The following is a 14,828-nucleotide window of genomic DNA, read 5'->3' as shown; positions in this document are numbered from 1 at the left end:
GGCGGTCAACCCACCACCACCCGCCCGCCCCACCCCTCCAGCGGCTCCGGCAGCCGCAGCGGCGTCGTCCCCGGCGTCAGCGATCCCAGCACCGCCGCCCTCGACGCGCCCGTCACCTCCGGCAGCGCGCCGGGCAGTCCGTGGGCGGTCAGCCATCCCAGCAGGGCGAAGGCGTAGGCCTCCTTGGCGTCCACCGGCACGCCCAGCTCGCCGGTCTCGCGCAGCTCGAAGCGCCTGTCGCCGCGCACGAGAATCCGCGACCGCAGGAGCGGGTTGTGCACTCCCCCGCCGGAGGCGAACACGACCGCCGCCCCCTGCCCGGCGAGCGCCTCGGCGATCGTGGCGGCGGACAGTTCGGTGAGCGTGGCGAGCAGGTCGTGGGCTTCGCCGTGCCAGTCGAGGGCGTCGAGGTAGCCGGGGTGGAACAGTTCCTTGCCCGTCGACTTCGGCGCGGGCAGGCGGTAGTAGGGCTCGGCGAGGAGCCGGTCCAGGAGGGCCTCGTCGACGGTGCCGCGGGCGGCGAGGGCGCCGCCTTCGTCGTAGGCGAGGCCGAAGTGGCGGCGGGCGGCGGCGTCGACGAGGGCGTTGCCGGGGCCGATGTCGTAGGCGGTGACGGTGCCGTCGGCGGCGATGGCGGTGAGGTTGGCGATGCCGCCGATGTTGAGGGCGGCCTGCCCCGGCGCGAGGAGGGCGGCGTCGAGGACGGGGACCAGCGGGGCGCCCTGGCCGCCGGCGGCGATGTCGGCGCTGCGCAGGTCGGACAGCACGGCGAGTCCGGTGGCCGCGGCGATCCAGGCGGGCTGCCCGAGTTGGAGGGTGCCGTGGGCGCGGCCGTCGGCGACCCAGTGGAAGACGGTCTGGCCGTGGGAGACGACGAGGTCGGCGCGCCCGTCGCAGAGTTCGGCGAGGCCACGCGCGGCGGCGGCGCCGAATGCCCTGCCGAGGCGTGCGTCGAGCTCGCAGACGTCGCCGATCGTCGTCTTCGCCGGCGGGAGGGCCGCCACGACGGCCGCGCGCAGGTCCGGGTCGTATTCGACGGCGAGGTCGCCGAGCGGCTTCAGCCGCAGCTCGGCGCCGGTGTGAGTGAACTCGGCCGCGGCGACGTCGATGGCGTCGTGCGAGGTGCCGGACATGATCCCGATGATCCGCATGGCGGCGAGCGTAGTCCGTGGGCTAGACTCATCCACGGTCCACGACATTTACGGGAGGTGACCGCGATGATCAACAACAACGATCGGGCGCGCGTCTCCCAGACCAACGGCTGAATCTCGCCGGACGCGGGTCCACACCGCTTTCGAATGTGGAGAACCATGTCTGTTCGACCTTTCCGGATCAACGTGTCCGACGCCGTCCTCGACGACCTGCGAACCCGGCTCCTGAACTCCCGTTTCACCACCGCCTCCAGTGACGCCTACTGGGCCGGTGGGACCGACCCGGGCTACCTGCGCGAGCTGATCGCCCACTGGGCCGGCGGCTTCGACTGGCGCGCCGCCGAGGCGCGGCTCAACGAGTACCCGCAGTTCCTCGCCGAGGCCGGCGGCCGCGACGTGCACTTCGTGCACGTCAAGAGCAAGGCCTCGCCCGACGCGCTGCCGCTGGTCCTCACGCACGGCTGGCCCAGCAGCTTCGTGGAGATGCTGCCGCTGGTCGGCCCGCTGACCGACCCGGCCGCGCACGGACTCGACCCTGCGGTCTCCTTCGACGTCATCGTCCCCTCGCTGCCGGGCTTCGCCTGGTCGCAGACGATGGCGGGCCACTTCACGCGCGGGGGTGTCGCCGACCTGTGGCACGAGCTGGTCACCGGCGTCCTGGGCTACGAGCGCTTCGGCGTCTTCGGCGGCGACATCGGCGGTGCCGTGTCGATGCGCACGGCGGCGCAGTACCCCGAAACCGTCGCCGGGGTGCATACGATCCACCCGCCGTTCCCGGGGAAGTTCGACCCGCCGCCGACGGCCGAGGAGCAGGCCTTCATGGACGCCGAGGAGGCCTACGACGTCACCGACCAGGGCTACAGCGAGATCATGGGTTCGCGGCCGGACACGATCGCGGCCGCGCTGGTCGACTCCCCCGCCGGGCTGGCGGCCTGGATCGTGGACAAGTACCGCGACTGGACCGACGACTTCGACGCCACCTGGGACCGCGACACCCTGCTGACGATGCTCACCGTCTACTGGGCGAGCGGTTCGATCGGCTCGTCCTTCCGCCAGTACTTCGACTACGAGCACAACAAGCCCGGCCGGCCGATCACCGTCCCGGTGGCGGTGACCTTGGCCCATGAGCCGGTGATGGCGAACTTCCCGCGCAGTATCGCCGAGCGCGCCGCCACCGACCTGCGCCACTGGAGTGAGCCGAAGCTCGGTGGGCACTTCCTGCCCATCGAGCAGCCGGAGCTGGTCACCGGTGAGCTGCGGGCCTTCTTCGGCCCGCTCGCCGGAGCCTGACACCGCGGCGGCCCCGGCACGCGCCGGGGCCGCCGCCCCCGACCCGACGGTGGACAGGCTGGCCCTACCCTATGTAGAGTTTCTGCTATGCCTGAGAAAGTTCGTGTCACCGCCGCCGTGGCGAAGGTCCTCGCGGCCTTCCTGTCCGATCCATCCTCGGACCGCTACGGCCTCGACCTCATGGGCGACACCGGTCTGCCCAGCGGAACCCTCTACCCGATCCTCGTCCGCCTCCAGCGCGCCGAATGGGTCACGGCCGAATGGGAGGACATCGACCCCGAGCAGGCCGGCCGCCCCGCCCGCCGCTACTACCGCCTGACCCCCGACGGGCTCGCCTCGGCCCGCACCGAACTCGCCGCGCTCTACCAGCACCTGTCGAAGGCCGAGGGCGCCACCGGAAAACCGAGGACGGCATGAGCCTCGTCGACGGTGTGGCCGGGCACTGCCTGGAGTTCGCGGCACGCCGCTGGCCCGCCGACATCCGCGACGAACAGCGCGCCGAGTGGCGTGCCGAACTCCACGCCATGTCGGCCGACCCGGGCTCCGGCCGCCTCGCCCGGACGGTCCGGAGCCTGCGCTTCGCCCTCAGCCTCGCCGCCGCCCCGCCGGTCGAGGACGAGAACGGCGTCCCGCGCGGCTGGCGGGAATTCCTGCCCGCCTGGGGCCGCACCCTGTGGCCGGCATTGGTCCTGGTCGCGATGGGCATGGCCTCGGGAATCCTCGCCTCCTTCGTCGCGGTCACCGGCGGATTCATCGGCCGGCTCGCGTTCGGCGACGGCTCCGGTTACGGCGACTCGCGCGCGGCCGTCGCGGGCAAGATCGCCGTCGGCATCGTCGTGTGCGCCGCCGGGGCCTTCCTCCTCGGCTGGTTCGGCACCGTCGTCAGCCGCCGCCTCGCCCTGGTCCCGGCACCCCGAACGGCCCCGCGCCGAGCGGCGGCGGCGCTCGGCGCGGTCGCCCTGGTCGCGCTCGGCGCCGCCCTCGGCGTCGCCTGGAAAGGCCAGGCCGGGTGGCACGACTGGTTCGGCTTCGTCCTGTGGACCGTGGTCTGCGCCGCCGTGGCCGTCGGCGCGGTGTTCATCGCCAGGGGCGGAATGCGCTGGCTCGCCCGGATCCTCGGGATCGTCGGCGGACTGATCCTGCTCGACCTCGTCGCCGTCGAGATCGGCGTCCGCTGGGCCACCACACCGGTCGAGGGCGCCCAGACCGGCGTCGAGACCATGGTCCCCGCCGACCTCGTCGACATGGCCGCCGCGCCCCTGTGGTTCCCGCTGGCGCTCGGCAGCCACGATCCGTCCCTTTTCAACGCGCCCGAGTGGACCACCACCGCCGTGACCGGCGAAATCGGCTCGGCGCTGTCGGGCACGATGACCACCTACCTGCTGGCCCTGGTCTTCATCGTCGGCTACACCGTGCGCACCGCACTGGCCGTCCTCACCGTCCCGGCGACGATCGCGGCGACACCCACGCCCGCCCGCCGCCGCACGATCCCTCTGCGACCGCGCCTGGCCGCGCTGGCCGGAACCACCGCCGCGCTCGCCGTGTGGGCCTGGACCGTCTCCTTCACCGCCTCGGCCATCGAACCCCGCGTCGACCACCCCGAACTCCTCGTCTGGGGCTTCGAGCTGCGGCTGGCGTCGATCCTGCTGGCCATGCTCGCCCTCGCCTTCGCGCTCAACGGACGCGGCCGACCGCTCGTCCCGGCGTTCGCCGGCGGCACGGCGCTGCTCATCGCCGACATTGTGCTGAGTGCCAACGACATCCCCGACCCGACCACCTTCGCCGTCGCCGCCGCCCTCGCGGCGGGCACCGCCTGGACCGTGTGGTGGCTGTCGCAGGCGCTCGCCGGAACCGGGCCCGACGCGGCGAGCGCGCGCCGCGGGCAGGTGCTCATCGCACTGCTCGCCAGCTATGCCGCTCCCCTGGTGTTCCTGCAGACGACCTCGATGGACTCGGGCGGTTCAGCGCATTCGCCCGACGCTCTGCGCGTCGGGACGGCGGTCGTCGCGGCCGCCATGATCGGCCTGGGCATGGTCGCGGCGACCTCCGCCCGCGTCCGTCCACTTGCGAGAGTCCGGCGGGCGCTGCTGGTCGGGCTGCCGACCGTCCTGTTCGCGGGGATCGGGCTCGCGGCCGGCGGCGAGTCGGCCGGGTTCCTGGTGGCCGCAGGCTGCCTGGCCCTGCCCATGTTGGTCATCGCCTACAACGTGGTCCGCTGGGACCGCGTGCGCCGTCCGGGACTTCGGGCCGCGGCGGTCGCCGTGCTGTTCGTGCCCGCGATGGCCGTTCAGATGGCCGCCGTCCTCGCGGGGGTCTACCTCGGTGGGGTGGCCCTCACCGGACCGCTGATGGAGGCGGCCGGGACCGGCATCGGCCATGACGGCGTCCCGTTCTTCCTCGGCTCCATGATCTTCGGTGTGCCCCTCGCGATCGCGTTCACGCGAAAAGTCGCCCCGCCGCCGCATGTCCGTGCCGTCCGAGTCGGAAGGTTGACCACCATATGACGCTGCCCGACCGACTCCTGTCCCTGGCCGTCCGGCGCTGGCCGGCCGAGATCCGCGCCGAACAGGCGGCCGAGTGGGAGGCCGAGATGCACGCCATGGGCACCGACCCCGGTGCGGGCCCTTTACTTCGCACACTGCGGCGGCTGCGGTTCGCGGTGAGTCTGGCCGCCTCACCGCCCGTCGAGGACGAGAACGGCGTGCCGCGTGGCTGGCGGGAGTTCCTGCCCGCCCGGGGCCGACTGCTGTGGCCCTCGCTCGTCCTGATCGGAATCGGCGTGGCCGCAGGCCAGGTCGCCTTCATGCTCGGGCAGCTGGCCGCCTTCATCGGGAGCATCGCCTTCGGCGAGGTCGAGGTCTACGCCTCCGCACCGCAGGAGGGCACGGCCCGGCTGGCGGTCGGCTTCGCCCTCACCGTCGCCGGCGCCTTCCTCGCCGGTTGGCTGGGCACCGCCGTCAGCCGGCGCCTTGCCCTGGTCGCCGCGCCGAGGACCGCCTCGCGCCGGGTCCTGGCGACCGTCGGCACCGTCGGCCTGGTGGCGCTGGGCGCGGCCCTCGCGGTCGCCCTGGGTGGAACACCGGGCTGGTACGACTGGGCGGGCCTCGCACTGTGGTGCGCGGTGTGCGCGGCCGTCAGCGTCGGCGCCGTCTTCATCGCGCGTGGTGGAAGGCGCTGGACGGCGCGGATCCTCGGGGTCGCCGGCGGACTGGTCCTGCTGGACCTGGTCGCCGTCGACGTGGGCATGCGCTGGGCCATGACGTCCATCGAGGGCGCGCCGACGCCCGAGACCTACGTCCCCGCCGAGTTCCTGGACATGGCCACCGCCCCCGTATGGTTCCCGCTCTCCCTGACCCAGCCGCACCCCTTCCTGTTCTTCCCCGAGGACGCGACCTTCACCGGAGCGATCGCGACCAGCTTGTCGGGGACCATGACGGCCTACTTGCTCGCGCTGGTCTTCCTCGTCGGCTACACGGTGCGCTCGGCACGGACGGCCCGGCCGATCGTGGTCCCGGCGAGGACCGCGACCCCCGCACCCGCACCAGGGACACCCCGGCGAGCGCGACTCGCCACCCTGGCGAGCGCCGCCGCCGCGCTCGGTGTCTGGGCATACACCGTCGCGTTCACCTCGTCCGAGGCCGAGTCGCTGCCGGGCGACCCCGAGTTCATGATCTGGGGTTTCGAACTGCGGCTGGCGTCGATCCTGCTGGCGATGCTGTCGCTGGCCCATGCCCTCAACGGGCGCGCCCGCCCGCTCGTGCCGTCGCTGTTCGGGGGGACCGCGCTGCTGATCACCGACCTCGTCCTCGACGCGAACGTGATCCCCGATCCGACCGCGTTCGCCGTCGCGCTGGCCGTGGCCGCCGGTGTCGCGTGGGGAGTGTGGTGGTTGGCGCTGGCGCTGGCGGGCGGCGGGCCGGATGCCGCGTCCGCACGCCGGGGGCGGGTCTTCATCGCGCTACTGGCCGCCTACGCCGCTCCCCTGGTGTTCCTTCAGATGACCTGGGCCGACACCGATGAGGGCGGGACACCGCCGGCGCTGCGGCTCGGGACGGCGATCGTCTGCGCCGCGCTGGCCGCGCTCGCCATGACCGCCGCGAGCGCCGCGCGCGTTCGTCCACTGTCGAGGGTGAAGGCCGCGATCCTCGTCGTCCTACCGGCTCTGCTGTTCGCCGGGATCGGGCTCGCCGGAGGTACCGAGGCCACCGGCTCGCTCATGTTCGCCGGGTCGCTGGCCTTCCCGCTGCTGCTGGTCGCCTTCACGGTGATCCGCTGGGACCGCACCCGGCGCCCGGCGCTGCGGATCGGGCTGACCGTCGTGGCCTTGGTGCCGGCCGTGGCCGTCCAGATTCTCGCCGTCTACCTGGGGATCTACCTGGGAATGACCTTGGCCGACCCGCTCTTGTACGCCGCGGGCATCGGGTTGCCGCACGACGGGATCCCCATGTTCGTCGGCGCCATGCTCTTCGGCGTTCCGACGGCGATCGTCGCCGCCCGCCGCACCGCGCCTCCGCCAGGGAACCAGCCCGCAGAAGTGAAGGAGCTGACGACCGTATGAGCCTGTCGCACCGACTCCTGGCCGTCGCCGCCCGGCGCTGGCCGGCCGACATCCGTACCGAGCAAGCCATGGAATGGGAGGCCGAGATGCACGCCATCCGCCACGACATGTCCACCGGTCCCTTGCTGCGCCGTCTTCGCCGGCTGCGCTTCGCCTTCAGTCTGGCCGCGTCACCACCTGTCGGGGACGAGAACGGGGTGCCCCGCGGCTGGCGTGAAGTGCTGCCCGAGCGGATGCGGCGGCTGACACCGCTGCTGCTGCTGGTGGTGGGGACGATGGTCGCCGCAGGAGCCGCGGCGAGACTCCCCGAACTGGTCAGCTCTCTTTCCGGGGGCGCGACCGAGGACCACGCCGGCAACCTCATCCTGAGCGGGTGGGCCGTCTTCTCCGTGGCCTGTGCCGTCCTCGTGACGACCGTGGCGTTCGCTCTGCTGGGGGTACGGCTCGCCGTGAGGCTCCCGCTTCGCACGAAGGGGGGCCGCACTCGGGCGGTGCTCGTCGCCTTCGCGACGGTGACCGCGACCATGGCCGTCATGGCGTTCGTGGCCCCGAACCTGACCGGTCGGCAACCGCCGGCTCCCGTCATCGCCATCGCGGCCTGGGGGCTCGCGACGGCCGGTCTGACCGCACTGTCCACAAGGGTCATCCGACGGCGGATCGCGGCCGTCCTCACCGCGGCCCTCGGTTCCCTGATACTGCTCGAACTGATCGCGCCGATGATCGCCCTTTCCTTCATCGGCCTCTCCTTCCAGACGGAGACCGGCGGATCGGGTGTCCTCGACATGGCCGACGCCCCGCTCTGGTTCCCGATGTCCCTGGTGTCCACCGAGATTCACGGCGTCACCAGCGACCTCGCCAACAACTCCATCGCCAGTGCCGCCCATGGTCTGACCAGCTCGCTGCTGGGGGTCACGGCCTTCACCATGGGCTACGTCCTGCGGTCGCGCTACGCCAAGGCCGCCAAGGTGGTCACCAATCCCGCGACGTCCACGGCGACAGCGGGCGAGCGGCGGCTGGTCGCCGTTCGATGGACCGCCGGAGCCGTCGGCACCATGGCGCTGGGGATCTGGGCCTTCACCCTCGCCGTCGCCACAGGGCACGCCGAGAACTTCGGCGGTGGCTCGATCCTCGAACCGTGGGCGGTCGAGACCCGTCTGGCGGCGCTGCTGGTCGTGGTCCTGAGTGGAGTGACGGCCCTCAGCGGCCTCGGCCGCCCTCTGCTCGCGGCGGCCGTCGTCACACTGCCGCTACTGGGCGCCGACCTCCTCCTCGACCGCCTCGGTGTCACCGGTCCGGCGGGAATCGCGCAGGCCATGGGACTCGCCGCTCTCCTGTTGGCCGCCGCCTGGTGGCTGAGCGCACGGATCCTCCCCGGCCGCACGGACGCGACGCGAACGACGCTGACCATCGTGGCGCTGCTGGCCGCTTTCGCCGTCACCGGCCTGGGCGCCGGGCTCGTACAGGCCGACGCCGATGGATACTCGGTGGACGTGCCGGGAAGCTACCCACTCCTGACCCACGCGGTCGTCGCCATGCTCATCGTGCTCTCCGGGAGCGCCGCTCTGGGAGCCCGGGAGCGTCGGCCCAACCCGTTCGTCGTGATCCCCGCGCTGGCGGGGAAGACCGCACTGTTCACCATTCTGGCCACCTTCAGTGGCGGTCTCGGTTTCGTACTCGCCGTCGGTCCCGTCCTGGCGGTCTGGACGCTGTTCACCATCCGCTGGAACGGCCGAGCGCGTTCGGCCGCCGGCTGGGCGGGGGCGTTGGTCGGTGCCGCCGTCGCCGGCATGCCGCTGGCCATCCTCTGCGCGGCGCTCGCGCAGCCGATGATGGGTCGTCTGCTGGCCGCCTCCGGGCACACGGGTATCGAGCACCCGTTCCCCTTCCTGCCGGGAAGCGTGCTCGTCGGCATCGGCTCGGCCGTCCTGGTCACCGCGGTCACCGGGCACCGCCCGGTCGAACGGGCCAAGACTCGGGTCACCGATGGCAGGGTCGGGCCACCCGTACTCCCCTGACCGGTCAACGAAGGCCGGCCCCGGGCTCCGGTCCGGGGCCGGCCCCGAGCAGCGCAACCGTTCCCGTGGCCACGCCCGGCCCCGTGGACACGGCGTCGAAGCCCGCCCCGGTGAGCAGCACGCCGACGGTCGCGGGCTCCCCGGTCTCGACGATCACCCGCCCGCCAGGCGCGAGAAGCCCGGCGAGCGCGCGGAAACCGTCCGGTGGCAGGCCGTCGTGGACGATGGCGAGGTCGAAGTCGCCGGCCCCCAGGGCCTCGGGGAACAGGGCCGCGTCGGCGTGGCGGAGGTTGCCGATGTCCTGGGCGGCGGCGAGTTCGCGTGCCCTGGCCAGGTTCTCCGGTCTCGCGTCCAGCGCGAGGACCTGGCCCCGGTAGGCGCTGCGGGCGGCGCGGCGGCTCGTCCAGCCGGTGCCGCAGCCGAGTACGAGCACCCAGTCGAAGGCCTCGATCCGGGCCAGGGCGGGCAGCGCGGTGCGGGCCGATTCCGTCGTCATGGCTGATGGTCCTCTCCGGCGGTGTTCGCGCCGCAGTGATCCTGACGGGCGCAGGCGGGCGGTGTCGTCGGATGCGCGGCGGCTCTTCGCGCTGCGCGCCGCACGGTAGGCCGGCGGACGCCTACTCCCGCTGGGGTAGCCGGGATCTCCCCGCCTGGGCCGAGGCGCGGCCCTGACCGGCGGGATAGCGTGCCCACATGGGCAAGATCTCTTCCTCCCGGTCCGACCTGGGACTCGCCGTGGTGGTCGGCTCCGCGCAGGTCACCGACATGCTGCTCGCCGGGGGCCCGATACCTCCGCTCACGTTCGTCCTCGCCGGGGTGGCGACGGTCGCCGTGCTCTTCCTGCACCGCTTCCCGCGCGTCGTCATGCTGGTCGCGCTGGCGACGCTGATGGCCTACGGGACGATCGAGCCGCCCTCGATGATCCAGGCGATCCCGCTGCTGTTCGCCGTGTACGCCGTCATCGACGCGGGCCACTGGAAGCCGGTCCTCGCGATCGTCGCGCCGGTGCTGCTCCTGACGACGGTGGCCGGGGTGCTGACCGACGACGGAACCTCGCTGCGCGAACACCTTCAGGAGGCGGGCCTGCCGCTCGGCTGGTTCGTGGCCGCCGCCGTTCTCGGGCAGGTGTCGCGGCAGCGCCGGGCCTACGTCCAGGCGGTCGAACAGCGCGCGGCCGAGGCGGAGCGCACCAAGGAGGAGGCCGCGCTGCGGCGGGCGGGCGAGGAGCGGCTGCGCATCGCCCGCGACCTGCACGACTCGCTCACCCACAGCATCTCGGTCATCAAGGTGCAGGCCGGTGTCGCGGTGCACCTCGCCCGCAAACGCGGCGAGGAGGTCCCCACCGCCCTCGCGGCGATACAGGAGGCGAGCACCGTCGCCACCCGCGAGCTCCGCGAGACCCTCGACGTACTGCGCGATCGGCGCCCCGGCAGTGAGGTCGGCGGCCTCGCCGGGCTCCCCGCGCTCGTGGCCAGGGCCTCCTCGGCCGGCATCGCGGCCTCGCTGGAGACGGCCGGAACCGAGCGGGCGGTGCCCGCCGAGGTCGGCCAGACCGCCTACCGGATCGTGCAGGAGGCGCTGACCAACGTCGCCCGCCACGCCGGACCGGCGACCGCCCGGGTCCAGCTCGCCTACGCCGCCGACCGACTCGACGTGCGCGTCACCGACGACGGCCCGGCCGTCGTGGCGTCTCCACCGACACCGGGCGTCGGCCTGACCGGGATGCGCGAGCGCGTCACGGCCCTGGGCGGGACGCTCAAGGCCGCACCGGCCGAGGCCGGCGGCTTCGCCGTGCACGCCGTACTTCCGTTGGGGGCGGTGTGATCCGGGTCCTGCTCGCCGACGACCAGGCGCTCATCCGGGGCGGCTTCCGCGCCCTGCTCGACGCCGAGGACGACATCGAGGTCGTGGGCGAGGCCGCCGACGGCCGGCAGACCTTCGAGCTGGTCCGCGAGCTGGTGCCCGATGTGGCCGTCATCGACGTGCAGATGCCGGTCATGGACGGGATCGAGGCGACCCGGCTGATCAGCGCCGAACCCGGCCTCGCGGCGGTGCGGGTGGTGATCTTGACCAACTACGGGATCGACGAGTACGTCTACAACGCCCTGCGGGCTGGGGCGGGCGGGTTCCTGGTCAAGGACATCGAGCCCGAGGACATGGTCCAGGCGGTGCGCACGGCGGCTCGCGGTGACGCGCTGCTGTCGCCGGCGATCACCCGGCGCCTCATCTCGGAGTTCGTGTCCCGGCCCCCGAACGTGCAGCACGGCCCGGGCCTGGAAGTGCTGACCCGGCGCGAGCGGGAGGTCGTGGCCCTGGTCGCGCACGGCCTGAGCAATGACGACATCGCGCACCGGCTGGTCATCAGCCCGGCGACGGCCAAGACGCACGTGAGCCGGGCGATGGTCAAACTCGACGCGCGCGACCGGGCGCAGCTGGTCGTCTTCGCCTACGAGGCGGGCCTGGTGGCACCACGCGAACGCGCGTGAGGAGCGGCCGAGCTGCCGGGACCGTCTGTGGACCGGTCCCGGCAGGCCTGCGCCGGTCTCAGGAAAGCGCCTCGCCCGTCTCGGGGTCGAAGAAGTAGAGCCTCGACGGATTGATCGCCAGGTCGATGGGCTCGCCGACGGCGACCGGCACCTCGATGCCGAGCTTGACGGTGAAGCGCGCGTGGTCGTCGGGGAGCAGCGCGACATCGTCGGCGGTCTCGGCGTCGACGGCCGCGCGCGTCGCGTCGGTGTCGACGCGGGGAGCGGCCACGGGGAAGACCACGTGGCGCTCGTCGCCGAGGTCCTCGATGATCTCGGGGACCGCGCGGATCGTCGGGTGCCCGTTGCCGGCCGTGCTCAGACCGGTCGGGCGCACGCCGAGGATCACCGGGCGGTCGGCCGAGGCCAGCGAGGAACCCTCCGGCAGCGGGACCTCGACCTCGCCGAAGCGAACCTTGCCGCCGGCGACGTTCGCGGCGACGAAGTTCATCGACGGGGAGCCGATGAAGGCGGCCACGAAGAGGTTCACCGGCTTGTGGAACAGGTTCGACGGGGTGTCGCACTGCTGGAGGACGCCGTCGCGGAGCACCGCGACGCGCTGGCCGAGCGTCATCGCCTCGATCTGGTCGTGGGTCACGTAGACCGTGGTGACGCCGAGGCGCTTGTGCAGCCGGGAGAGTTCGGCGCGCATGCTGACGCGCAGCTTGGCGTCCAGATTGGACAGCGGCTCGTCCATGAGGAAGACCTTGGGGCGGCGCACGATCGCGCGGCCCATGGCGACCCGCTGGCGCTGCCCGCCGGACAGGGCGGCCGGCCGGCGTTTGAGCAGGTGCGACAGGCCGAGTGTCTCGGCGACGTCGGTGACCTGCTGCTCGCGGGCGTCGCGCTTGGTACCGCGCATGCGCAGCCCGAACTCCATGTTGCGGCGCACCGACATGCGCGGGTAGAGCGCGTAGCTCTGGAAGACCATGGCCACGTCGCGCTGCTGCGGGAGGTTGTTGGTGACCTCGGACCCTCCGATGTGGATCTGCCCGCCGCTGACCTCCTCAAGGCCGGCGATCATCCGCAGGAGCGTCGACTTCCCGCAGCCCGAGGGCCCGACCAGGACCATGAACTCGCCCGGCTCGATGTCCAGGTCGACGCCGTCCACGGCGCGCACGCCACCGCGGTAGACCTTGTCCACCTTGGACAGTGAGACGCCGACCGAGGGCAGTGCCACATCGGTCTCGGCGATCGCTTCGGTGTCGGACACGAGTCAGCCTTTCCGGATTGCCGCCGACGGCCCCGTGCCGCCCGCGCCGTGGTGGTCGTTGCCGCCGGAGCCGTCCGGTTCCCGGAACTCCGCGACGATGCTGTCCATGAGGTGTTCGGCCTCGCCGGCGGCGAGGCCGCGCAGCAGTCGGGGATGGCCGACGTCTTCGAATACCGTGCTCATCCTCGGGCTCCCATCGGCTCGGGTCGGTGTCGCTCGCGGGGCGAGTTCATCCCTTCAGCGCTCCCGCCATCAGGCCGCGCATGAAGAAGCGGCCGAGCAGGACGTAGACCAGCAGTGTCGGCAGACACGCGATCAGCGCCGAGGCCATCGCCTCGTTGAAGGGGATGGACTGGCCGCCGGCGATGTTGTTCAGCGCGATGGTGACCGGCCAGTACGTCTTGTCGGTGGTCAGCACCGCCCCGAACAGGAAGTCGTTCCAGGCGGAGGTGAACTGCCAGATGATCGCCACCGCGAATGCCGGCGGGGCGACCGGTAGCGCCACGTGGAAGAAGGTGCGCAGCATTCCGGCGCCGTCGACCTCGGCCGCTTCGATGATCTCGTCGGAGATCCCGGAGAAGTAGCTGCGGAAGATCAGCGTGGTCAGCGGGAGCCCGTAGATGATGTGCACCAGGATCAGCCCGTCGAGGCCGCCTTTGAGCCCGAGGAAGGACATGGTCTCGGTCATCGGGATCAGCACCGACTGGTAGGGGATGAACATCCCGAACAGGATCAGCGGGAACACGAAGTCGGCGCCCGGGAAGCGCCACTTCGACAGCACGAACCCGTTCGCGGCGCCCAGGAAGGCCGAGATGATGCTGGCCGGCACGGCGAGCATGACGCTGTTGAGCAGCCCGTCCTGTAGCTTCGGCCACACCGCCTCGAAGGAGGCGAAGGACCACGTCGAGGGCAGTTCCCACACCCGCTGGACGCTGACCTCGGACGGATCCTTCAGCGAGGTCACGATCAGCGCGTAGATGGGCATGAGGAAGAAGACCAGGAAGGCCAGCAGCGCCACGTACTTGCCGAAACGCGCGTAAGGCGCGTACTTCGACTGGATGCGGTACTGGCGCGGGGAGCCTCCCGCCTTCGCGGCGGACTTGCCGGTCGCCTTCTCGGCGGTAACGGTCACTTGCGTCGCTCCGATCGCACCGAGTACCAGATGTAGGGCACGATCACCACGGCGATGCCGACCAGCAGCAGCGTCGCGATGGTGGCGCCGCGGCCGTAGAAGCCGCCGTCGAAGGTGGTGAACCACATGTACATCGCGGGCGTGTCGAGGGCCAGGTCGCCCTTGGGCACGATGGCCAGCAGCAGGTCGAAGGTCTTCAGCGAGATGTGCGCGAGGATCACCAGCGCGCTCATCACCACCGGCCACAGCATCGGCCGCACGACGTGCCAGAACACGCGCGGCTCGTTGGCGCCGTCGACGCGCGCGGCCTCGCGCAGTTCGTCGGGCACGCCTCGAATCCCGGCCAGGAACAGCGCCATGATGTAGCCCGAGAGGGCCCATCCGGCGGGCAGCGCGATCGAGGCGATCGCCCAGCTGGAGTCGGAGTTGTACCAGTCGCCGGCGAGGAAGCCCAGGCCCACGTCGCCGAGGAGCTTGTTGAGCCCGCCGGGCGGGTCGCCGTTCTGCAGCAGCCAGCGCCAGATGATGCCCACCGCGATCAGCGACAGCGCCATCGGGAAGATGAAGGAGCTGCGGAAGAAGGACTCGAAGCGCACGCCGCGGTCGAGCAGCATGGCCAGGATCAGCCCGGTGACCAGCGCGCCCAGCACGAAGACCAGGGTGAAGATCAAGACGTTGCGCACGTCGAAGCCGAAGCGCTCGTCCTTGAGCAGGTTCTGGTAGTTCTCCAGGCCCACGCTGTCATCGGTGATCTGGTAGCCGCGCGAGGTCGACGTCGACACCTTGGCGTTCCATCCGGCGAAGCCGTAGACGAACACGCCGATCAGCAGCAGTGACGGTGTGACCAGCAGCAGCGCCGGACCCCAGCGCCGGAAGCGTCTCATCAGGTAACTCCACAAAGGATGGTGTGCCGTGCCGCCCGTGCCTGCGCGGCACGGCACACC

13 protein-coding genes are annotated in these 14,828 nt (G+C 71.9%); 7 read left to right on the top strand and 6 right to left on the bottom strand.

The genetic code is table 11. The features are described from left to right. Positions 1-5 precede the first annotated feature (5 nt). Complete coding sequence (locus AB0I28_RS11470) at positions 6-1,151, bottom strand: anhydro-N-acetylmuramic acid kinase (protein WP_357492124.1); 1,146 nt, start codon at positions 1,149-1,151, stop codon at positions 6-8. Positions 1,152-1,310: 159 nt separating this feature from the next. Between AB0I28_RS11470 and AB0I28_RS11465 the strand changes: the two genes are divergently transcribed. The 5 genes from AB0I28_RS11465 to AB0I28_RS11445 all read left to right on the top strand — a co-directional run bounded on the left by AB0I28_RS11465 (position 1,311) and on the right by AB0I28_RS11445 (position 9,014). Continuing rightward, complete coding sequence (locus tag AB0I28_RS11465; protein ID WP_357492122.1) at positions 1,311-2,441, top strand: epoxide hydrolase family protein; 1,131 nt, start codon at positions 1,311-1,313, stop codon at positions 2,439-2,441. 87 nt (positions 2,442-2,528) lie between these two features. Further along, entirely contained in the window at positions 2,529-2,858 is a 330-nt protein-coding gene (locus tag AB0I28_RS11460; RefSeq protein ID WP_357492121.1) for a helix-turn-helix transcriptional regulator, read from the top strand. Next, positions 2,855-4,945 (top strand): hypothetical protein, encoded by a 2,091-nt coding sequence (locus tag AB0I28_RS11455; protein ID WP_357492120.1) that lies wholly within the window; start codon positions 2,855-2,857, stop codon positions 4,943-4,945. The genes AB0I28_RS11460 and AB0I28_RS11455 overlap by 4 nt, the downstream gene beginning before the upstream one ends. After that, positions 4,942-6,999 carry a hypothetical protein gene (locus tag AB0I28_RS11450; protein WP_357492119.1) on the top strand — a complete coding sequence of 686 codons (2,058 nt, stop codon included), beginning with the start codon at positions 4,942-4,944 and terminating at the stop codon, positions 6,997-6,999. Before AB0I28_RS11455 ends, AB0I28_RS11450 begins: the two co-directional genes overlap by 4 nt. Continuing rightward, positions 6,996-9,014 (top strand): hypothetical protein, encoded by a 2,019-nt coding sequence (locus AB0I28_RS11445; RefSeq protein WP_357492118.1) that lies wholly within the window; start codon positions 6,996-6,998, stop codon positions 9,012-9,014. The genes AB0I28_RS11450 and AB0I28_RS11445 overlap by 4 nt, the downstream gene beginning before the upstream one ends. 4 nt (positions 9,015-9,018) lie before the next feature. On the opposite strand, the gene AB0I28_RS11440 is transcribed toward AB0I28_RS11445, so the two are convergent. Then, a complete protein-coding gene (locus AB0I28_RS11440; RefSeq protein ID WP_357492117.1) occupies positions 9,019-9,510 on the bottom strand; it encodes a class I SAM-dependent methyltransferase in 492 nt (163 codons plus the stop codon). Positions 9,511-9,707: 197 nt separating this feature from the next. Here AB0I28_RS11440 and AB0I28_RS11435 point away from each other — a divergent pair, with 197 nt between their 5' ends. Then, the gene (locus AB0I28_RS11435) at positions 9,708-10,838 is read left to right on the top strand and encodes a sensor histidine kinase (protein WP_357492116.1); all 1,131 of its coding nucleotides are present in this window, start codon (positions 9,708-9,710) and stop codon (positions 10,836-10,838) included. Then, the gene (locus AB0I28_RS11430; protein WP_357492115.1) at positions 10,835-11,500 is read left to right on the top strand and encodes a response regulator transcription factor; all 666 of its coding nucleotides are present in this window, start codon (positions 10,835-10,837) and stop codon (positions 11,498-11,500) included. Before AB0I28_RS11435 ends, AB0I28_RS11430 begins: the two co-directional genes overlap by 4 nt. Positions 11,501-11,558: 58 nt before the next feature. Here AB0I28_RS11430 and AB0I28_RS11425 read toward each other — a convergent pair whose 3' ends face one another. The 4 genes from AB0I28_RS11425 to AB0I28_RS11410 are packed head-to-tail and all read right to left on the bottom strand — an operon-like array spanning position 11,559 to position 14,768. Next, positions 11,559-12,752 carry an ATP-binding cassette domain-containing protein gene (locus AB0I28_RS11425; RefSeq protein ID WP_357492114.1) on the bottom strand — a complete coding sequence of 398 codons (1,194 nt, stop codon included), beginning with the start codon at positions 12,750-12,752 and terminating at the stop codon, positions 11,559-11,561. A 3-nt stretch (positions 12,753-12,755) separates the two neighbouring features. Next, on the bottom strand, positions 12,756-12,935 hold the full coding sequence (locus AB0I28_RS11420; RefSeq protein WP_357492113.1) for a hypothetical protein: 180 nt from the start codon (positions 12,933-12,935) through the stop codon (positions 12,756-12,758). Between the two features lie 46 nt (positions 12,936-12,981). Then, on the bottom strand, positions 12,982-13,884 hold the full coding sequence (locus tag AB0I28_RS11415; protein WP_357492112.1) for a carbohydrate ABC transporter permease: 903 nt from the start codon (positions 13,882-13,884) through the stop codon (positions 12,982-12,984). After that, a complete protein-coding gene (locus AB0I28_RS11410) occupies positions 13,881-14,768 on the bottom strand; it encodes a sugar ABC transporter permease (protein ID WP_357492111.1) in 888 nt (295 codons plus the stop codon). Before AB0I28_RS11410 ends, AB0I28_RS11415 begins: the two co-directional genes overlap by 4 nt. Between the last annotated feature and the right edge of the window lie 60 nt (positions 14,769-14,828).

Source organism: Phytomonospora sp. NPDC050363, assembly GCF_040655735.1.
GTDB lineage: Bacteria > Actinomycetota > Actinomycetes > Mycobacteriales > Micromonosporaceae > Phytomonospora.
This window is presented reverse-complemented; position numbering and strand designations above follow the sequence as displayed.

Excerpts from the sequence above, each read along its gene's own strand:
- AB0I28_RS11455 (WP_357492120.1), top strand. The coding sequence starts at position 2,855 with ATGAGCCTCGTCGACGGTGTGGCCGGGCACTGCCTGGAGTTCGCGGCA.
- AB0I28_RS11435 (WP_357492116.1), top strand. The coding sequence starts at position 9,708 with ATGGGCAAGATCTCTTCCTCCCGGTCCGACCTGGGACTCGCCGTGGTG.
- AB0I28_RS11465 (WP_357492122.1), top strand. The coding sequence starts at position 1,311 with ATGTCTGTTCGACCTTTCCGGATCAACGTGTCCGACGCCGTCCTCGAC.
- AB0I28_RS11440 (WP_357492117.1), bottom strand. The coding sequence starts at position 9,510 with ATGACGACGGAATCGGCCCGCACCGCGCTGCCCGCCCTGGCCCGGATC.
- AB0I28_RS11470 (WP_357492124.1), bottom strand. The coding sequence starts at position 1,151 with ATGCGGATCATCGGGATCATGTCCGGCACCTCGCACGACGCCATCGAC.
- AB0I28_RS11450 (WP_357492119.1), top strand. The coding sequence starts at position 4,942 with ATGACGCTGCCCGACCGACTCCTGTCCCTGGCCGTCCGGCGCTGGCCG.
- AB0I28_RS11410 (WP_357492111.1), bottom strand. The coding sequence starts at position 14,768 with ATGAGACGCTTCCGGCGCTGGGGTCCGGCGCTGCTGCTGGTCACACCG.
- AB0I28_RS11445 (WP_357492118.1), top strand. The coding sequence starts at position 6,996 with ATGAGCCTGTCGCACCGACTCCTGGCCGTCGCCGCCCGGCGCTGGCCG.
- AB0I28_RS11420 (WP_357492113.1), bottom strand. The coding sequence starts at position 12,935 with ATGAGCACGGTATTCGAAGACGTCGGCCATCCCCGACTGCTGCGCGGC.
- AB0I28_RS11460 (WP_357492121.1), top strand. The coding sequence starts at position 2,529 with ATGCCTGAGAAAGTTCGTGTCACCGCCGCCGTGGCGAAGGTCCTCGCG.